General features: G+C 52.2%; 20 protein-coding genes. 12 read left to right on the top strand and 8 right to left on the bottom strand.

Annotated features, from left to right (window positions below; translation table 11 throughout):
• Nucleotides 1-471 precede the first annotated feature (471 nt).
• The gene (locus Q1A20_RS24645; protein WP_299919355.1) at nucleotides 472-1,230 is read right to left on the bottom strand and encodes an orotidine 5'-phosphate decarboxylase / HUMPS family protein; all 759 of its coding nucleotides are present in this window, start codon (nucleotides 1,228-1,230) and stop codon (nucleotides 472-474) included.
• A gap of 138 nt (nucleotides 1,231-1,368) precedes the next feature.
• On the opposite strand from Q1A20_RS24645, the gene Q1A20_RS24640 reads away from it, so the two are divergent.
• The 4 genes from Q1A20_RS24640 to Q1A20_RS26195 are packed head-to-tail and all read left to right on the top strand — an operon-like array spanning nucleotide 1,369 to nucleotide 4,235.
• The gene (locus Q1A20_RS24640) at nucleotides 1,369-2,562 is read left to right on the top strand and encodes a CHAT domain-containing protein (protein WP_299919352.1); all 1,194 of its coding nucleotides are present in this window, start codon (nucleotides 1,369-1,371) and stop codon (nucleotides 2,560-2,562) included.
• 10 nt (nucleotides 2,563-2,572) lie between these two features.
• A complete protein-coding gene (locus Q1A20_RS24635; RefSeq protein ID WP_299919350.1) occupies nucleotides 2,573-2,860 on the top strand; it encodes a hypothetical protein in 288 nt (95 codons plus the stop codon).
• 3 nt (nucleotides 2,861-2,863) lie between these two features.
• Nucleotides 2,864-3,868 (top strand): 50S ribosomal protein L15, encoded by a 1,005-nt coding sequence (gene rplO / locus Q1A20_RS24630; protein ID WP_299919348.1) that lies wholly within the window; start codon nucleotides 2,864-2,866, stop codon nucleotides 3,866-3,868.
• Nucleotides 3,869-3,926: 58 nt separating this feature from the next.
• Entirely contained in the window at nucleotides 3,927-4,235 is a 309-nt protein-coding gene (locus Q1A20_RS26195; RefSeq protein ID WP_367180970.1) for a DUF3768 domain-containing protein, read from the top strand.
• Between the two features lie 708 nt (nucleotides 4,236-4,943).
• Here Q1A20_RS26195 and Q1A20_RS24625 read toward each other — a convergent pair.
• Together Q1A20_RS24625 and Q1A20_RS24620 are read right to left on the bottom strand one after the other, a co-directional pair.
• Complete coding sequence (locus Q1A20_RS24625) at nucleotides 4,944-6,425, bottom strand: recombinase family protein (protein ID WP_299919346.1); 1,482 nt, start codon at nucleotides 6,423-6,425, stop codon at nucleotides 4,944-4,946.
• Between the two features lie 195 nt (nucleotides 6,426-6,620).
• Nucleotides 6,621-7,790, bottom strand: a complete 1,170-nt coding sequence (locus tag Q1A20_RS24620) for a type IV secretion system DNA-binding domain-containing protein (RefSeq protein WP_299919344.1) — start codon at nucleotides 7,788-7,790, stop codon at nucleotides 6,621-6,623.
• A 192-nt stretch (nucleotides 7,791-7,982) separates the two neighbouring features.
• Here Q1A20_RS24620 and Q1A20_RS24615 point away from each other — a divergent pair, with 192 nt between their 5' ends.
• The 8 genes from Q1A20_RS24615 to Q1A20_RS24580 all read left to right on the top strand — a co-directional run bounded on the left by Q1A20_RS24615 (nucleotide 7,983) and on the right by Q1A20_RS24580 (nucleotide 14,278).
• Nucleotides 7,983-8,513 (top strand): DUF3768 domain-containing protein, encoded by a 531-nt coding sequence (locus Q1A20_RS24615; protein WP_299919342.1) that lies wholly within the window; start codon nucleotides 7,983-7,985, stop codon nucleotides 8,511-8,513.
• Between the two features lie 2 nt (nucleotides 8,514-8,515).
• Nucleotides 8,516-8,800 (top strand): hypothetical protein, encoded by a 285-nt coding sequence (locus tag Q1A20_RS24610; protein ID WP_299919340.1) that lies wholly within the window; start codon nucleotides 8,516-8,518, stop codon nucleotides 8,798-8,800.
• A gap of 386 nt (nucleotides 8,801-9,186) precedes the next feature.
• A complete protein-coding gene (locus Q1A20_RS24605) occupies nucleotides 9,187-9,534 on the top strand; it encodes a helix-turn-helix transcriptional regulator (protein WP_299919338.1) in 348 nt (115 codons plus the stop codon).
• Entirely contained in the window at nucleotides 9,521-10,006 is a 486-nt protein-coding gene (locus tag Q1A20_RS24600) for a hypothetical protein (protein WP_299919336.1), read from the top strand. Before Q1A20_RS24605 ends, Q1A20_RS24600 begins: the two co-directional genes overlap by 14 nt.
• 140 nt (nucleotides 10,007-10,146) lie before the next feature.
• Nucleotides 10,147-10,818 carry a hypothetical protein gene (locus Q1A20_RS24595; RefSeq protein ID WP_299919333.1) on the top strand — a complete coding sequence of 224 codons (672 nt, stop codon included), beginning with the start codon at nucleotides 10,147-10,149 and terminating at the stop codon, nucleotides 10,816-10,818.
• Nucleotides 10,819-11,014: 196 nt separating this feature from the next.
• Complete coding sequence (locus Q1A20_RS24590; RefSeq protein ID WP_299919330.1) at nucleotides 11,015-11,374, top strand: hypothetical protein; 360 nt, start codon at nucleotides 11,015-11,017, stop codon at nucleotides 11,372-11,374.
• The gene (locus tag Q1A20_RS24585; protein WP_299919328.1) at nucleotides 11,374-13,449 is read left to right on the top strand and encodes an ATP-binding protein; all 2,076 of its coding nucleotides are present in this window, start codon (nucleotides 11,374-11,376) and stop codon (nucleotides 13,447-13,449) included. The genes Q1A20_RS24590 and Q1A20_RS24585 overlap by 1 nt, the downstream gene beginning before the upstream one ends.
• A gap of 19 nt (nucleotides 13,450-13,468) precedes the next feature.
• A complete protein-coding gene (locus Q1A20_RS24580; protein ID WP_299919327.1) occupies nucleotides 13,469-14,278 on the top strand; it encodes a replication-relaxation family protein in 810 nt (269 codons plus the stop codon).
• Nucleotides 14,279-14,552: 274 nt separating this feature from the next.
• Here Q1A20_RS24580 and Q1A20_RS24575 read toward each other — a convergent pair whose 3' ends face one another.
• The 5 genes from Q1A20_RS24575 to Q1A20_RS24555 all read right to left on the bottom strand — a co-directional run bounded on the left by Q1A20_RS24575 (nucleotide 14,553) and on the right by Q1A20_RS24555 (nucleotide 19,153).
• Nucleotides 14,553-15,737: a M12 family metallopeptidase gene (locus Q1A20_RS24575; protein WP_299919325.1), complete on the bottom strand. Its 1,185-nt coding sequence runs from the start codon at nucleotides 15,735-15,737 to the stop codon at nucleotides 14,553-14,555.
• Between the two features lie 5 nt (nucleotides 15,738-15,742).
• Complete coding sequence (locus tag Q1A20_RS24570; RefSeq protein WP_299919324.1) at nucleotides 15,743-16,348, bottom strand: tyrosine-type recombinase/integrase; 606 nt, start codon at nucleotides 16,346-16,348, stop codon at nucleotides 15,743-15,745.
• Nucleotides 16,349-16,467: 119 nt separating this feature from the next.
• The gene (locus Q1A20_RS24565) at nucleotides 16,468-17,064 is read right to left on the bottom strand and encodes a thermonuclease family protein (protein ID WP_299919322.1); all 597 of its coding nucleotides are present in this window, start codon (nucleotides 17,062-17,064) and stop codon (nucleotides 16,468-16,470) included.
• A gap of 159 nt (nucleotides 17,065-17,223) precedes the next feature.
• On the bottom strand, nucleotides 17,224-18,576 hold the full coding sequence (locus tag Q1A20_RS24560) for a reverse transcriptase domain-containing protein (RefSeq protein WP_299919319.1): 1,353 nt from the start codon (nucleotides 18,574-18,576) through the stop codon (nucleotides 17,224-17,226).
• Complete coding sequence (locus tag Q1A20_RS24555; RefSeq protein WP_299919317.1) at nucleotides 18,563-19,153, bottom strand: SLATT domain-containing protein; 591 nt, start codon at nucleotides 19,151-19,153, stop codon at nucleotides 18,563-18,565. The genes Q1A20_RS24560 and Q1A20_RS24555 overlap by 14 nt, the downstream gene beginning before the upstream one ends.
• Nucleotides 19,154-19,466 lie beyond the last annotated feature (313 nt).

Genomic DNA, 19,466 nt, shown 5'->3' with positions numbered 1-19,466 from the left:
TCGTGTAGTAGAAGAGCGTCCTCTTCAATACATCGTAGGTCATCTACAAAATCTTGCATCACAAAGGGATCGACTGAGATATTTGGTTGTATCATGGTCATTAGGCTAACTTGTAATGGTCGACCAGTTGTAGTGTAGCCAGATGCGATAAAAGAGAATAGCAGTCAGGATATCGACTCTGGTAATATTTGCTCGAAAACTGACTCGGATACATCCGCGAAATATTTTAAGGGCTTAGCGCAGAGTCGCCAAGTCTTTTTTCGATCTAGTCTCTTTCCGAACTGACAGAGACCAAGTCCCGACTTTGCCATGCTGCCGTAGCGCTCGGTTCCTAAGCGGGATTGTTGCTGACTGACCAGCAATCGCAGGCAACTATGCTCTGACGCTCTAAGCTCGCAACACAGATTTCGTTGGATGGTTAGACCCGTCGACATCGAAACAAGTAGTTGCCCTGAAATCACTCGATTTGGTCTATCGCTTTTTTTCCCTTGGATCAGCATTGGAGCATTGTATTCGGGTATCGATGATTGCATCGATTCTTGTTTGAATTGCATTCAGCGCCGCTAGTGGCTGCTTGGCCAAAGTTATGGGTCTACCAACCATAATAGCGTTGGCGCCGCGCGCAAATGCTTCTTCGACTGACACGGTGCGCTTCTGGTTGTCGGCTGCTAGTGTGTCGCCATTCGAGTCTCGAATCCCTGGTACAAGTGCAAAAAAATCATGCCCGAACTTGTTACGTAGGCACGGAAGTTCGATCCCGGACGTGATGATCCCGTCACAGCCCGCATCCAGTGCATTTGCGGTCAATGTGACCACTATCTCCTCAATTTCTTCACGTGTACCCGGCGTTACCGCTGAATCTTCATCCACAGTTGTCAGAACGGTAGTTGTTAATATTGTTGCGCCCTTGGCAACAGATCTGGCTGCAGCAATCGTTTCTTGGGAGTTCGAAACTGAATAGGCATCGACGTTGAAACGACTGAGCTCTTGGAGGGCTTGGCGCGTCGACTCCGGTGTGGCAAGGGCCCGCAGATCAATCAAGATGTACTTTCCTTGGTCACGCAGGTACCCAACTAGATCAACAAGGTGAGAGTGGTTGCCGTACTCAGCCGCGGCAACACGAAAACAGCAGCCCGCATCTCCTATTTCCTCAAACAGCGATCTCCACACCGAGGGTGCCGTCTTGTTCAGAGCAACAATCAGCCGCAACGGATCCTTGTTCTCCGTCATCTTTGCTCTCCATTCGGCGTCACAAGGAGATCTCCACGCAACTTCTCGTTTAGCGTGAAACATCCTGTCAGGGCACCTAATCCTTTGATTCGGCGTTTGAAGTACTATATTCTGGTTTCGAATAAGGGAAACGATAGAATGCCAGCAAGCCGGGCAGTAAAGAGGTCTAACGCTTTAGAACGGGACCCCCCAGGGACAATTCCAATTGGTTGGCAACTTGAAGACCCATTTCTAACCGTTGAGATTACGTTGGGTCCAAGGCGGCCCCTAATTGTAAAGCGGCGAAGGGGACAGATCGCACCAGACCGAGGCGATGAGATCGGTGCATCTTTAACAGATCTAACTCGGTACTATGAGCGCGTTATTAAAGCATATGCATTCTTCGATGAGAGCAATCCTTCCGCCGCACTGACTAACATCGCTAGGATCGGTCAAGGTCTATTCCAAACGCTCTTCAATGAAGAGGAGCGGCGCGCGATCCGCCAACGGCGCGATGAATCCATCTTGGCTGAAAAAAATCACAGAATGGAGGTGGGTGTGGGACAGTATGTTCCGCCGAAAATTCATGTCATTGCAGATCAAGTAAACATCCCTTGGGAGTTCGTCTACATTGACGATACAGGGACGGAGCCAGTTGTGCCGGAGGGATTCCTCGGGACTTCATTCTTTATTCAACAGAACATTTTTATGAACAAAAGCCGGTGGCTCGCTCCAAAACCAATGGCACGAGAGTTTGGAGTACAACTTTATACATATGATGACCTGCCCGCCGCTTCTGGACAGGAAATCCCGACGGTCAAACGGATGTTACAGGCTGCTGGAATTTTGGCGGAGGACGCGCCAGCTCTCGATGGAACCAAGGGGACAACTGATCAGCTGGCAAGATCAATAAACTCATCATCCGCTGACCTGTTGCATTTCGCTTGTCATGCGGGAATATCAAAAGAAAGCGGGAAAGTCGAAATCTGCGTAAACGACCATTATACAGCAGATGATCTGGAGATTAGAAATCACTTAGAACCAAGTAAAAACGGTGCCTTCGTTTTCTTGAACTGTTGCGAGCTTTCGACAACGGATTCCACCCAGTATAACGACATCATTTCAGAATTTCTGAAGAGCAATTTTTCGTCGATAATTGCGACAGAAATCGAAATCGACGATACTGAAGCATGTAATTTTAGTGAAGTCCTTTACGATCTATTGCTTAACCACAGGTGTGGAAGCCTGCAAAACGCAGTATTTCACGCAAGGCGTATTTTTAGAGAGCAACACGACAGTTATGTGGGTTATACCTACAGCTACTACGGCAACTTTGACCTTTTGATCACGTAAGGGGACAGGAATGGCCAATGAAATTCAGATATTTGGTCCGACCGAAAGGACAAAAAGAAGTCCCGGCAAGCCGGATTGGAATGCGGTGGACCAGGGCGTGCTTCAGACAAACCTAGACCAGCTCATCACTTCGCTACGGGAAACGTTCACCAAACTCGACAAAGAGGACGAGACGTTTTCTGTTAGCGAAATTGAAGTTTCCGTAGGGGTATCTGCATCAGGAAAAGTTGGATTGCTTGGGACCGGCGTGGAAGCAGAAGGAACGGCATCCCTGACCGTTAAATTTCAAAGGAGCTAACGGATGGAAGGCGGTCCCAAAAAGTTTCGTCTCAACAATATTTGTGACAACGTTGGTGCGACGCACAAGCCAAAACGGAAAGGCCGCGGTCCAGGATCGGGTTATGGGAAGACCGCCGGGAGAGGTATTAAGGGTCAAAAGTCGCGCTCTGGTGTGTCACTTTCAGGATTCCAAGGAGGGCAAATGCCATTGGAGCGGCGCCTTCCAAAGCGTGGTATGAACGGTGGCGTGACTACCACGCCAAATAAAACCTCAATTAGCGTCGACAAACTTTTTTTTGATCTTGCCGAAACAGATGTTTTTCCAAGCCTGGTGATTGATCGGGATTTTTTTGTTTCCAAGAACTGGTCTCATGATGACTTCTTCATTAAGATAATTGGCTCGCGTAAGGGAGTTCCTGCAGGCCATGATAAGCAGCTCTTTAGTGGGGTTCTGGTCGCCGTGGATGAAATCACTGAGTCTGCAGCCGAGATTTTGAGAGGTTTTGGCGCTACACTGTTCTGTGCGCAGGAAAATCAAGAATACCTGGGCAATGATGACATTGAAGCATTGATTCCTCTGAGGAACCCCAGTTCCAGTATTTACACGAACGCGTATGACGCCTCGGTGAAAGGCATTAAAAGATATTTGGATTCTAAGAATTCTCGCCTTATGGAATTTGTTCACTTCAAGACGATTAGAAAATACCGAGAATCGCTTCCATTCTCTGGCCCGGACGGCATACTTGGTGGCCTGAACATCTCTCTTTATATGTCGAGCGATGCGTGCCACCTGAGAATTTCGCTTTTTAACAACAAACTCCAAAGAAAGGACCTGTTTGGTTTTGTTGTTCGCATCTTTCAAGTGGAGAATGGCATCGAAGGGATCGAGGTACCGATCGTCAATTTTCTTGCCGATAGATCTTATCGGGACATATCTTTGAAAGCCAATCACTTTGCAAAATATTTCAATGTTTACTATAGTGTTAGCAAGGAAAAGAACGAGTTAGTGCGCGGAAAACTGACATAGGCATTTCTCTTCGAGCGTTCGTCACAAAGAGTGGTGAACGCCCGATAGGAGGTGACAAATGAGTTCCACTCAAACGATAAATGATGCGATTCTGAAGGGTCAATCCCAGACGCATCAAGTGTTCTTTGACTTCAATGGTCGCATAGTTAGTCAGTCGTTCATGAAGCAGTGTCTTTTTGCTGCTTCTCAATATGATGACTTTAAGCAGACGTTCGATCCCTACGGCCATCATTCAGGGGGTAAACTGACAGTTGAGAATGGCGTGGTGTACTTCAGGATAATTCATTTCGATCGCTCGATGCAAAGACCGGCCAGACGACCTATTGATCTCGAGACGTCCATTAGCGTCTTACTGTTCTACTCATGAAGGGCGAGCACCACTGTGCCAAGCATGGCAGCCAGAGATTACCGCATTTGATAGCCCACGTATTGTGCGGGCTATTTTCTTCTTGAAAAGCCCGTGTTTTGTATGCGGGCTTTATGCTTCCACAGCGCCATATCATTTTGAGTACCAATATTCTTCCTCCCGGCAACGTTCTCTGCCGGTCGCTAGGTAGCTTCGGATCGAATAGTTCGAAAACTGATTCGGCTAAGCCCGCCCCAATAAAAATCGAAGCAAAGAGCAATGGACTCAAAACGAGCGGTCGCTCGCTAAGCAGCTAGTAGTCTCTTTGCAACGCGGATACGTAGCATTTGCACACTATCGTGTAGTAGAAGAGCGTCCTCTTCAATACATCGTAGGTCATCTACAAAATCTTGCATCACAAAGGGATCAACTGAGATATTTGGTTGTATCATGGTCATTAGGCTAACTTGTAATGGTCGACCAGTTGTAATGTAGCCAGATGCGATAAAAGAAAATAGCAGTCAGGATATCGACTCTGGTAATATTTGCTCGAAAACTGACTCGGATACATCCGCAGTAAGGGACGGACCCTGTGGAAAACCCGATTGTATGGCTAGAAATAAGGCTGTTTTTCGGTTCGAACTTTGTATTTTGGAGAGTAAGCGACGAAAATGAAAAAGCCCCAATCTGGGGCTCAAAATAAGGCTATATTGGGGTTCGAACTCTGTCTCACTCAATGCCGTTTTCCACACTATACTTGATCGGCTCTGGTACGCCTAATACGTCAGCTGTCGGCTGATATTCATCGTCTTTAGTCATTGCTTTGAGTACCTTGAGCCAAGGGGCTGCCGTTAGCCGCACAACGCCTTGACGGATCGAGATCCTATCCGTGCAATTCTTCAGAAGTTCACGCCGTTCTCTGACGGTGAGGACAGAAAACATGTTTGCTATTTCACACCCCCTATCAAGCAAGGCTTCGAGGTCTGCTTCGTTTTTTTGGCGATCCGCAAATCTGCGTTCTTCCTCGCGCAATTGCGCCAACTCAAATTCAGTGTTTTGCTTCCTGGTTTCATAGTCTGCTTTTGGGATGGTTCCATCGACCAGCAGGTCAGTGAGGCGGTCGCGGCGAGAACTTGCATCGGCAATGCGTAGCTTCACCGACGTGGTCATCGTGCAAGGCTCGGTGTTGTGGAGCCAAGCCTGCAAGCGATCTCTCAAGTATTCTTTGTCTTTTGGGGCGATCTGAAGGTGTTGAAGGCGCTTTTGCAATTGTTCGCTGAGACGATCTTCGCGGATCGAAAGGCTCGGACAACCAACAGTATGACAGCGATAGTATATGTGCGCTTTCTGCCGTTCACCGGTGAGTATCTTCTTGCAGTCGGCGCAGATTATCAGGGAACGAAAAGCCATCATATGTTTGGTGGATTTCTTGACGCTGCGACCGGCTTTCACATCTTTTACTTGCTGAAACTGGCCAGCACTTATCAGCGGCTCATGCGCCGCATCATACAGAGTGCCACAAATCAGCATCTTGCCGATGTAGAATGGGTTGCGCAGCATGGTTTCAATGTTCCGGCGCACCACCGGTCTGCCGCCCCAGCCGGTGAGGCCTTTTCGAGCCATTTCGGTGGTAAGGCTGGTGATGGAGTATTCGCCCGAGCAGTAAAGTTCGAACGCTAACTTCACGAATGGCGCTTTGATGGGATCAACAGTTTTGGGTTGTCCTTCGCCGTTGTCGAGGTAGCCAATAGGTGCCCGGAAGGGGTAGTGACCTTGCTTTATTCGGCCATAGAGCCCTTTCTTCACCTCAAAGCTGAGATTGCGGGAATAGTGTGCCGCCAGCACCATTTGGATGTCCGCCATCAGGCGGCCACCTGTGCTATCGAAGTCCAGTCCATCCGCCGCAAAGAACACTTTAATACCTAGCTGCGAAAGTTGATCGATATGCGCCCAGTCGGTGTAGTTGCGGGACGAGCGGTCGATGCGGTGAATGATGACGCCTTCCGCTTGGCCGCGCATAAGACGCTGACGCATATCCTCAAACAGCGGACGACCGACTTTTGAGGCTGTTTCCTGCTCTTCAAACCACTTGGTGACGGTGAGATTGTTCTGACTCGCAAAGACCGTGATTGCATCTTTTTGTGCGTCGAGTGAAGCACCATCGGCCTGTTCTTTGGTGGACACTCGGATGTATCCAAAACACGGTTTCATGCATTATCTGTCGTATTATCGGACTCTACCACATCGTCAGGTTTTGGCGAATCCGTAGCCTGAGCCCACGGCCAAGTACCCTCGCGTTTCATTCTTTCATACACGCGTTTGCAGAGCTCCAGATGCCGTTGCAGATGTTCATCTTTATCCATTCCCCTAGCATACGCGGGGTTCGAAACTGCACTAGCAGCCAGCCTATCCCGCTGAGCGATATGGTGGATACATTGACGCTGAGAACGGCACCAGACGTTCGCCTCTGGCCATCACCTGCAGGTTGGCGCGGTGGTTTGGCTGGTTCTGCAGATCAAAAACCGAGAATGGCGGCAGCATGCGCGCCAGAAACGGCGCGTCTTTTGGCCCCACGCGGAACACTACCAGGTTGCCAACATTTCCGAAGATGGCGTCTGATACGTCGGTATCGATCTGGGACAGGTGCTGGTGGGCCAGGATCAGCCCAAGACCGTATTTGCGGGCTTCGGACAGCATGCCCGCGAAGGACTTAGTGGTGAGGTTCGGGAACTCATCGACATAGAGGAAAAACGGGCGTCTGGCTGTCTCAGGCAGACCATGTCGGGTGGAGGCGGCCAGCATCAAGGTGGAGGTGATCAGACCACCCAGAACATTGGTGATGTCAGCGCCCAACCGACCCTTGGAGAGGTTCACCAGCAGAATCTGCCCCGTATCCATAGCATGCCTGAACCGCAGGGGCTGTCGTGGTTCACACAGCGCTGTTCGGACCGCTGGCTGGGACAGGAAGGCGCCGAGCTTGTTGGCGATTGGCGCAACCCCGTCAGCCGCGCCCTGATAGTTCATCGCCGGGAACTCCATCCGCCAAAAGAAGCGCACCTGCTCGTCGGCAATCTGATCAACCACCTGCCGCCGGAACCCCTTGTTGGTCAGCAGCTTCACAATATCGCGCAGATCGGCCTGTGGCTGCTCCAGCAGTGCAAGCACTGCAAAGCGCAGGATATGTTCCATACGTGCGCCCCACGCGTTGGGCCACTGCTTCTTGAGGGTCTCTATCATCCCTGAGGCGACCAGAGGCCGGTGCAGCGCGGAAACCTTTGCCAGTGGGTTGTATCCAAGCGGACAGACCGGATCGGCGACGTCCCAATAGAGGTGCGGCACCGTGAGGTTCTGGTGAACGGCTTCGGCCAGATCACCGTGAGGATCGATCAGACAAAACCCAGTGCCGTGCTGCGCATCCTGAAAGGCCAGGTTCTGCAGAAGCGTAGACTTGCCGGAACCGGTTTGCCCAATGATGTATAGATGCTGCAGCCTGTCTTTGGTGGCCAGACTAAAGGGTGTAGGGGCGTGATAGCGGCGATACGCGAGACCGAGGGTGTATTGATTAGGTATGAACATGGTCTGATGGTCCCGCAATCAGCGCCGCGCCGATAGCAGCATTAACATCACCCTCACCGATATGGTGACTGCTTTGCCCAGCTCACCCCGTTCGGCACAATGATCCCAGAACAGTTCTTCACCCGCATCGCCTTTCGTCGGGTGCGCCTGAGCAATGGTGCTCGGACGTACCCGACCGAAAGGAGATAGAATATGGGTACCATTCAAAAAGCCAACGCAGAGGCGATCGGCAGCGTGCCGCGCTGTCGCACCTGCCAGTCGGAACGGGTTGTGAGAGACGCCTTCGCCTGCTTCAACCGCGAGAGCGGGCTGTGGGAGTTGGAGAACGTCTTTGACGATGCGCACTGTCATCAGTGCGAGAGAGCAACCAAGCTGGAGTGGGTGTCATCCGACGCACTGCAAAACACCCGCATCCGCGAACTCAATGACCGGTTCCGGACAACTGGCCAAGGCAACGGGATGGTGCTGATCACCTCCGGCATTCGGGACAAGGGCGATGTGTTTGTCGTGCAGGCGGTGGACGCAGTGCGCACTTTCAATGCGTTCTCCAAAGACAACGATCCGTGGGGCGAACATGATTTCGGGGCTGTCGAGATCGACGGCGAAAAGGTCTTCTTCAAGATCGATGCATACAACCCCGACTGCACAGCGGGCTCGGAAAACCCTGCCAATGAGGCACTGACACATCGTGTCCTTACGATCATGCTCGCCAGTGAATACTGAGCATGCGCGAGGGATATGAGACGTTCATCATGGTCTGGACGAAACGGGAGATCACCGTCAGTTGGCAGGCCAACTGGCTCAACTCAGGCCACTGCCATATCGAGCTGCGCTGCGATGAGCGCCTGCCGGTGACAGAGACCGGCTATCGCTCGCATTTTGTCCCGCAGGGGTCCTTTGCGGATGAGGTTGCGGTTGCTGCCTTTGTCACCAAGTGGCTTGACGAGGCGGCTGATGACAAAGTTTGGCAGGCCTATCTCGTCGACAGCCGCCAACTGAAGCTCTTTTGAGACTATGCGCTGCCTCCTAGTCGGGGCGGCGCTTTTGTTCTTTGGCGTTTGTGAGTTGAAAGATTTGGCAGCAAAATACGTCAAGACCAGTGACAGCTTTGAGGCTGGGTCAGCCGCCCAGCCTCTTTCGTTGTCTGCATCAGTCGTTTCTGTTGTGCAGCCACTCAGCGTATGACTTCATGGCGTCTTTATGGAAGATGAACGGGCGTTTGTCGCCAGAATGCCTCCGCATTCTGGATCACATCACGCCAATCATCACCCAATGTGCGTCCTTCCGCCCAAATACCATTCACCGTATCGTCCCTCGCGATATCCTGCCTGCTAGGATGTCGTTTTCTTCCACCATAGACTGAAGCTCTAGACGATTATCAAATAACCAAAAGTCTATGAGTACCCAATTTGCCCTCGACCTGCGTCTTGCGCGCAGGAAGGCGGGCTATACCCAGGGAGATATGGCGCATCTCCTGTCCAGCCACCAGTCCCTGGTGTCTGAGCTTGAGCAAGGTCAACGAGGACCAACGCTTGAGCAGATTATTGAGCTGTCGCTGATATACGGTCGCTCGTTCGAAAGCCTGTTCGAAGCATTACTGGCAGACCGCCAGAAAGCGTTGCGAAGGCGGCTCAGGCGATTGCCGGACCCAGGCAAGCAGACCGCCAATATGTTTAACCGTACCAGTTCGCTGAAACGCCTCAAAAAGCGCCTGGAAAGCCAGATCAAGCATGGAAGCGCTTAGTGTCCTGGCTATTGCAGTGGCCTCAGGAAAGGCAGGCTATGTCTTCCTGCAGGATGGGAAATTGCAGGACTGGGGCATCACCGTGAAGGCGGTGAAGTCCGGCACTGATCTCGTCGGTTTTGTACAAGGCCTGATCAATGAGCTGAAGCCCGATGTTGTCGTCACCGAACATTGTGGTGAAAACTGTCGCAAGGGCAAGAATAGCAGATCGCTGATCGGTTCCATTGCACAGCTCGCAAGCCACAACATGGTGCTGGATGTCTCAGTGGACCGCCCACGCACATACCCGTCGAAGTATGAAGAAGCGGAAGCTCTGGCGGCACTGCACCCCGAGATCGCCGGGTATCTGCCGGACAGGAAGCGGCGGATCTTCGACTTCGAGCCGCGCGGCATGGTCCTCTTTGAGGCGCTGGCACTGGCTGAGGAAGTCATCAAAGGCCCGCCGACACGGCTGGCCTCTGCGATGGGATAGTCCCATCATGTGTTCTTTTCAAACTGCCCAAAGAGGGGCGGTTTTTTGATGGCCAGGTCGTCAAGCAGATCAAAAAAACATTTGACGCACAATAGCGTCAGCCTGCAGACTTGGTGTCATTAAACGATGGAGATTTTAAAATGAGATCATATGAAGCCGCGCGCAATCTGTTTAGCTTTTTAGCGTTTTTCGCAACGTGTGTCATTATCCTTGGTGTGATTGTCGGCATTCTAGGTGCCACCGCTGCCAGCACCGGCTTCCAGTCCGGTCCCAACGGGTTGCAGGCCTTGTTGGGGGCCATACCGGGTGCGGCCATTACGTTGGCCGGTTTCTACGGACTGGTGATGGTGCAGATGGGTCGCGCGTCGGTGGACAGCGCCGAACTCGCACAGCAATCGCTTGAGGTCTCTCGCCAGCAACTCGAAGTCTCGCGGGAAGTTCTGGCGCAGGGGAAAGCCACGGCAGCTTCCTATGCAGCGCTGCTCAAACGGCAGCCGTCGATGAAAGCGCAGCCGTCAGACGCTTCGGACAGCTCGCCTGCAGAAACATCATACGGGGCGAGGCCGGAGCCCATGGGGTCCATTGCGGAGCTGGATGTAGGTGCACAATCGGCTGCACTGGCCAATGAGAAAGCAAACTCACCGGCGCAGCTTGAGAACATGCCTGCCATGAAGGCCGATGACATACTGCCACAGAAACAGGACCCGTCTGCGGTGGAACAATCCAGCACAGAGGCGGCAGGGTCAGACAGCCCCACAAGGAAAAAAGCCCGACCAACCGGTACTCCGCTGGTCAAATTTAGTGGTGTGTAGCCCCCATACAGACCCCCACCCCCTATGGGGGTCGTGTATGGGTACCAGCGAGGTGCATAGCAGAACATTGCAGCGCATTTTGCACGAAACTGCTGCGTGACTTCATCTGCTTTCACAGCTGAATTTCGCGCGCGCCAAAAGCGCTCCCACAAGCGCCCCTGTACCGCCCACCCAATAATATCCGGAAAAGACACCCATGCGTATCTCAATCAAACATCAGACCATCCGGAAGGGGCTGCTTTTCAAAACCACATACTATGAAGTGGCTCTCACTGTGCTGTTCACTCATGAGGAAATCCAGATCATCAGACAATGCAAACTGATGAAGACAAAACTATTTGACCGACGACCAGCCACGGCAAAGGTGGATGATCGGGACAGCAAGTTCGAGTTAACTGTTGGTGATCTGATCAACGGCAAGACGGATCGGTTTCTCTGTGCCACGCCGTCAGCCGCCAAGCGGTACGAGGAGGCATTGCTCGACACCCTGCAGCAGCTCAAACTCTGGATCGGTGACAATGCCGACGAGGCAGATGACTTCGCGGTGGAACTCTGATGGGACGTGAGTTTGGCGATCTCTTTGGCAGTCTGGTGGGGGCCGCGATCATCGTCGTTGGACTGCTGCTGGCGGCGGCCATCATCACGCCGCTGTTTCTGATTGGCATTGCCGCCTATGTTGCTGTCCGCTTGTGGTATGAAAGTCCCGCCCGTGCTGAACGTCTGGCACGCGCTGAGACCATGCAACTCTACCACCACGCCGTGCGCGGACAGGTGCAGCTGAGTGGCGAAGAGATCGATGCCGCCCTTTCCGAGCGCTGGCCTGCGACAACGCCAGTGCCACTGCGGGTGCAGCTCTTGGAGGTGGGGCGGGCTCTCTTTGCCAATGAGGGCCTGAGCCCTGACATCCCGCCACCGCCGGAGCTCTGCAACACCGTTGAGGGTGGCCGGTACCGTGACCTGCTCGCCAAGCAGGGCCAAGCGCGTCATGATACCAATATGCTGGTCTCGGCCTTGGGGGTGATCTCCGAGGCGCTGGCACCAATTGCGCGGGCGGCCCCGCCGATGCAGGGAGAGGTGCTTGTTTCCGTGCAGCAGTTCCTGACGCCGCTGGGGCCAACAGTTGATCAGGTGATCACACCGTTTTTTGCGGACAACGGATACAACCACTTCAAGGCACTGCGACAGGTGCTGGATCAGAACCTGCGCCAGACCCACCGCACCAGTCCCGTCTTTCCCGGCGACTACAAAGGCGATGATGCCGTCGATACCTATCTTTCCGGTACGAAGCTGGCTGATCTCTTCTCCCTGCGCACCCCGTTCGAAATCCCTGACGAGCTGCGATTTGAACACACCCATATTGTTGCGGGCAGCGGCCATGGCAAAACCCAAACCCTGCAGTATCTGATTGCGCATGATCTGCCTGACGTGGCCGCCGGGAGAAAATCCGTGGTGGTGATCGACAGTCAGGGCGATCTGATTGGCAACATCCTGCGCGCCAAGGTGCTGGAGCCGGAGCAGATCGTGCTGATCAACCCCGAGGACATTGCCTTTCCGGTATCCCTGAACCTCTTCTCGGTTGGTCAAGACCGGCTGGATGGATACAGCCCATTGGAGCGCGAGCGGCTTACCAATTCCATCATTGAGCTCTATGACTTTGTGCTGGGGTCACTGCTCTCAGCCGGTATGACCGCCAAACAGTCGGTTGTGTTTCGCTATGTCACACGGCTGATGTTCCACATTCCTGATGCAACCATCCACACCTTGCGTGACCTGATGGAACCAGGAGGGACCGAGAAGTACCGCGGGCAAATCGAGAAGCTTGAAGGGACGCCGCGCCGTTTCTTCGAGGCCGAATTCGACAGCAAGGAGTTCACCAGCACCAGAACGCAGGTGTTGCGTCGTCTCTATGGGGTGCTGGAGAACCAGACCTTTGAGCGCATGTTTGCAAACCCGCAATCGAAGTTCGACATGTTCACCGAGCTGAACGCGGGCAAGCTGATCCTGATCAACACCTCGAAGTCTTTGCTCAAAGAACAAGGCACGGAAATCTTCGGGCGGTTCTTCATCGCGCTGATTGCGCAGGCGGCGCAAGAACGCGCTGTGCTGCGTGCGCAGGACCGTTTGCCTACTATGATCTACATCGATGAGGCGCAGGATTATTTTGACGCCAATATCGGCGTGATCCTCTCGCAGGCCCGCAAATACCGCGTGGGCATGGTGATGGCCCACCAGTACCTCGGACAGCTCTCTGGCGGCCTGCAGGAGGCCTTTGAGGCCAATACGTCGATCAAGCTGGCGGGTGGTGTCTCGGCCCGTGATGCCCGCGCACTCTCAAGCCAGATGCACGCCACGCCCGAGCTGATCCAGCAGCAGCCCAAGGGGTCATTTACTACCTATCTGCGTGGATTGACCGACAAAGCCGTTCCGATTGCCTTCCCGTTCTTTGAGTTAGAGAATCTAACCCGGACCACAAAAGAAGAGCGTGCGGCGATCCTGCAACACAGCCGCGACAGCTACGCGGAACCATGGGAGCACAAGGCGGAACATAGCGAACCGGAGCCCGAAGCACCCGAAATCGTCCTACCAAAAAAAGATGACGATGATCCATTTGCGCCTTCGCCGGAGCTTTGAACCGCGCGATGCTATACCCATGGCACAGCGTCTTCCATCACACCGACCATACGTTCATCCAACCGCACGGGAATTACGATGGTTTGCGCACATCGACCGGCACGGGCCGCAGTCCTCGGAGTTTCTGTTTGAACTGACCCGCGACACGCATCGATGCAAAGATACCAGCCTGCGGCGCCTGCAAGCTCTGCGCGCCGCTGGGTACTTATGTTTGCCACCGCAACAGCGCCAAATCGCCAAGGCTGATTTTAATCCGTATGTATATGATCTGACGCCACTGGGATGGGATGTGCTCTCGTATGAAAAAGACCTTGAACGCAACGCTAGACCCACTGGCCACTGGTGGCATGGGTATTGGGTGTCTGCGGTATCGAGCGCGATTGAGATTGAAGCGACACGGGCCGGGCTGGAGTATATTCCGGCTGCGAGAATTCTGGCGATCAGGAATGTTGGTATGGCTATTCCTGTGGGGCGGCACAAACTGATCCCAGATCAGCTGTTTGCGATCAGGTACCCAGACGGCTATCGGGCGTTTGCTTTGGAGGTGGATCGCGGGACGGAACCGCTGCGGTCATCGGCAGCGCGGAAGTCGTTACAGCGGTCGGTGGGGCAGTATCGAGAAGCGCTGCAGCAAAAAATGCACCACAAGCACTATGGTCTGAAATCCAATCTCGCGGTCTTTTGGGTGTTCACAAGCTTCAAGAGGCGATCTCAGTTCGACAAGCTATTGGATGGCCGCGACAAACAATTCATGTCACAAAACATTGCGACGCAGGTGCCAAACTACGATGGGCTTAGATGGTCATTGAATAGCATTGTCTCTGCGTGAAGAGAGCAGATATTGTTCCCAATCTGTAAGAATCTTCATCCAGGAAATTTCTGTTGATGCCCGAGGTGGCTTCGTTCCCTTTACGCTCTAGGTTCGTGATGGCGTAGGCTGGAGGTATCGGGCTTTCACTGCGCGCTTACCCAGGGTCAGTTCTGCGCAGGAAGCGGACTTTGCAAAGTTGCAGGCCGGCGCGTGTTTGACTCGACTAGATTTCTCGATCAGACTTCCTCAAAGCAGCCGTTCGCGTTGATAGGTTCATTATGTTTCTTTAAACCTACCGCGCGAGGTTGGGATACATTTCTTTAACGCATGATTTGTCAGTTTCTGACAAAGAATCGCCCCTCTCAAACCCATTTCCATCGAAGAGAACTTCAGAGGGTATAGAATACATCATGATGGATTGAGGGTCGAAATCTCTGAGACAGGGGTAGGCGTCACTCTTCCTGAGTAAGTTCCTGTCGATGTGAGCGCGCGTCCATCCGTATGTGCTTTGAAAGTAGTCATAGACTTTTGATACATCCCACTTGATGTCCGCATTGGGGTTTTGATGCTCGTGGACCATCCCTATGGCATGCCCAAACTGATGCAATATATCTGAGTACTGTTCCTCAAGATTAACGGCTTGATTTCTCAACCACATAGTTGGCCTGTCGGCCCCGATCCCGAGCGCCGTTCGACCGATCATCGAAGAGCTCTGGTTGGGCGATGGTAATATGCGAATTACTGCTTCTTCCGCAGCCTCCACGTAACGAAAACTAATATTGCCATGCGAGGCCCATTCATCGGTCGCACGCTCTACAGCATTGCGCATCTCATCCGATGGGTCTTCGAGAAATGAATAAGTCAAATCCGAACGTCGAAAAACATTGCGGCTATTAAAACTGCCGGATTCGTTTAACGCAGAAGAAAGCTGAGGTATAATTGTAAGCTCAGGATTATCTTTTTGTTCCTGCGCCATCAAAGCCAGTTCTTTGGCATTTAATGCCGTAAAGACTCCTGCGCGAGCCAAGAACAACAACACTTCAGCTCGTTCAGCATTCGTTTTCCCGCCCTTCTCAAGCTCAGCACGAACAATCTCATATTGGAACTCGCGTTCACGGGCTTCTGCCTCCAGCTTAGCCAAATTCTCGGAGGATGCGATTTCAAGCTCTTGCTTCAAGCGCGCCTCACTTTCCTGAAGTTCCGTGCGAACTTGCTCTAGCGTTATCGTGTTGGTTGCCTCAACGCTGGCGGTTATGCGGTCAAAAACGAAAGTAGCCGTTAGGGTCACGAGTCCAGCAAGCGCAGCAACGAAAGGTGTGTTCCAAAAGAATTTCTTATTTTCAGAAGCCAGTTGCTCCGCTTCAAGAGCTCTTTGAGCCTCTCGCTCTGAAGCTCCAAGAATTTGTTCTGCTATCTTTGAACGAATGCTCTCGGGAATATCTTTGTTCGACAATAGTTGGAGGTCACTGGATTCCATCAACCTTACCCCCACATTCTCGATGCGATGCCCTGTTCTTCTTTACCCACAGCATCGGCGTAAATGGCCGTTGTGCTGAGCTGGGTGTGGCCCATCCACTTTTGCAGCATATGCAGCGGAATGCAGTTCACGGTTGCGTTGATCCCAAAGCCATGGCGCAAACCTTTTGGGCTGCGGTGGGGCGCATCTGCGATCCCAGCTTCTATCATGATCCGTTTTACGATCTGCCAGACGCGCACGCGGCTGAGCGGCCAGATCGGAACACTTGCCAATTTGCGCGACTTCTGTGCTTCGCGAACGCCGTGCGCGGTGTTGAGCGTATCGAGGTAATCCGGCGGCACGGGAACCGTGCGATAGATGATCTTCTGTACGCCAGAAGCATCCCTGCGCTTCTTCAAAGATCGCAGCGCAACCGTCCCGCCTGACAGATCAACGCGTGCAGGCGTGATCTCGACGAGCTCAGAGGGACGGCATCCAGTGAAATGCAAAGTCTCACAGAGGGTGCGGTCCCGTGCAAGCTGTTTGCGCGCCACATCGAGGAACGCGCTACGTTCTTCAGCATTCAGATAGAGGTGATTGCCGTCACCGTCATAGAGGGTCATTTCGCTCATATTTAACAGTTTAAGGGAAAACCGTTAAACCTCGAAGCGAAAAAGCAGCTTGAGCGGACCTATCCATGATTGGTGAACCACTGATCACTTAACACTATTACTAATAGTGTTAAGCGCACTTATGATACATCTGGCTTTTCTGATCTGTTGCGGGCCTTTTGACTGGCCTCGAACTTCTCCCAGACATGCATCCGACCTTTTTGTCTGGCGTCCGCCAACCACATCTTCTTTCGGGCATCAGAAGTCTCCAATGCTCGATACTGGCCACCAGAGAACTTTGGCCAATCAATCGCTAGACCAAGTTTGACCATCTCGGCAGACAAGTCTTTGCCATCCGGTAGATAGCATTTGCCGACGGCGCGACCGTGATCATCTTTTGCGACGATTTCCGCACGGATCGTTTGCCCTTTGCACATGGACACTAGTGCCCATTTAGCTTTCTTTCCATGAGGGTGGTTCAGCTCGGGCGCATCAACCCCAAATAACCGTATTTGTGTCTTCTTGATAGTAACTGTGTCGCCATCCACGACGTAGGCAGATCCTCTCAGAACCTCTTGCGCAGGTTCCGCCGTCCGTCGATCAAATGGTTTTGGCGTGTTGCGGGTGTTTATGGGTACAATTTGGGCAGGCGGCGGCGCCTCCGATGTATTCTTGTTTCGGATCGCAAAGGCGACGACCACAGCAACAAGGAGGAGTAATATCAATACGGCTTCCATACCGTGATGCTAGCCGACGTTTCGCCAGTGAGAAAACCTTTTCGAGCCCATTCGGCGGTCCCGCACCAGATTTACGCTCCAGCTCGCCGCCCTGTTTGCGGGGCAAACACGACTGGTGCTTGTGTCATGACATACGCACCATCCATCTGCTATAGCTCGTCATGAACCGGAAGTGAGAAAGTCCACTGTTTCTCTTTCGAGCTTGGCCACTTCGCGCTTAACCATCTTCCAATAGATGCCTTCCACTTCAGAACGATCCATTGATCCTAGCGTCTCAAGCGATGTACCTTTCACTAGGTGAATTGCCTTCATCATGTCAGCAAGGCTGAAGTTGTCAAAGTCAGGTATATAAGTCGTGCCATCCCGATTGAACCTTGTCTCATGGTAGGCTTTGGCGAAGCGTTTAACGCTCGAAATCTGATCCTTTAGACCGTACAGCGCTAGTTGCTGTCGTACGAACCGATCCATCCTGTGAAACTGGCCGACGTCTGTCGATTGCCTAAAGAAAAACACCCAGCCGACCGATCTTTCTTCGACGCGGCATCCAGTGATGATCAAGTTCAGACGCCAAAGTACTTGCTCAACCCGGGCAGTTCCTTTCAATGCTCGAAGGCATCCGACAACGGCACGAAACATCTTCTTGTAGGATCGTTCCCTGATCCGGAGGCCACCGCTTGAAATATGATAGCCCAGATATTCTGTACCCACTTTCACAGGAGTGATAGCTGTCTTGTCTGGCTGCTTGGGATCAAGCTCGTGCGTCGTAAGGCGAAGTTCTGTTAGCATGTGGCTTGCTATTTCATCATGAATTCCGACCGCCTCCTCTTCTTTCACTACCAAAAGAAGGTCATCGACATACCTAAAATACCGGTACTTTTGCGCGAAATAACGGTCAAAAGCCTCAAGGTAAAGCATTGATAAAATGTTTGAAATACTCAAACCTTGGGGCACGCCGATATCTGACTTGTCACCCTCATCGAAACCGGTTGGGTTTTTGATTGCCTTCTCAATCAATAAAATGGCTCTTGGGTCCGCCCCCTTATCTCGAAGCTGATTGACCAAAATATTATGATTAACTGAGGGGTAGAAGCTCACGACATCCATACGCAAGAAGCTGTCGGAGGCAGCTGCTTCTTTTGCGGCTTGCGCAACGCGCTTGGTGCAGTCGTGAGGTGGCCGCATCCTGCACTCGTTAAACTGGAACGTAAGGTGATCACATAGAGCACGAAGCGCTATTGCGTCTCGGATTGTAGGTATTGAAATTTGGCGGGGCGGCTTGCGGGCAGTCTTGAGGATCAACTTTTCGCGGAATCTGGTAAACTCAAATGTTCCGCCTAGGACCTTTCTGCCGATCAGAGTGACCTCTGCATCGATGTTCTGCTTGAACGATGAAGCCGAAATCCCGTCCAATCCAATAAACTTGGCGTCCTTTAGTCGATCATCAAAAATCGACCTGAGGTGCGCCTCCGAAAATACTTGCTCGAAGGTAAGCGGACGATCATCCTGCGACATATAGAACGGTTAAAAAGGTGAGCGGTAAGGTGAGAACAAATGCAGCTAAAATGATCCGCAACAAGCTCGCGATTTGAAACTTGATAGCGCGCCACCAGCCAAATGTCACCGTGCCAGATCGGTCCAAAAGTGCCTTTCCCTGGCACCAAACATTTCTGTAGAGCATCGCCTCGTAGTCGAAGTCAGACTGGTTCGGGTAGCGATTTAGAATTTGATGGTATGTTGAAGCATCCTGCCTTGCTTCAACATCTTCGTAGAGGCGTTGCAAGGCTAGATAGCATTCTCGGTGCTCATCGGCAGTTTTTCCAAACTTGAGACCCCAAATCACAAGCGATGCGCAAAGAACTGATAAAGACAGGACAATCGATATCTCCGAGATGTACGGACCAATCCGGCTGCCGGTTAAGTGATGGGAAAACACAGAGAACCCCAACAGCAATACGGAGTATGAGGTCAGAACAATATGTGAGAGGAGGTCATATCGCTTGTATCGTGCGTGTGACTGCATCCGTGTGCGAGATGTAATCCAAATATTCCCAAACTCATCACGTTCTTGGTTTTGTTCTTTTTCTTCCAATTACTTCCTCAAATGTATGTGCGGGCGCAATGATTTCACAGTTTGGATTCCTAGATTATCTAGAAGTAGCCTAAGCTGGGACATGCCCGTGCTTTAAGAATAGTCCCTTCTAAGGGAACTAGCGCAATGCGCTCCGCCCGCACTACAGCTATATGTGCATTCTTGCTAACTTATGCAAGCAAGAGGCGAAAAAGGCGTATAAGCCCTTGTATGTGATGAAAGGGCGTTTGAGCAATGTCCGCTTCTCTAATTGGGCGTTTGGGTCAAGCTCGTTTTCCTTCTTTGTTTGGGGCCGTTGTCGCTCATCCGGGTC

The sequence above is a fragment of the uncultured Roseobacter sp. genome (assembly GCF_947501835.1).
Lineage (GTDB): Bacteria > Pseudomonadota > Alphaproteobacteria > Rhodobacterales > Rhodobacteraceae > Roseobacter.
Note: the sequence above shows the minus strand (reverse complement) of the source record. Positions and strands in the feature narration are given on the sequence as shown.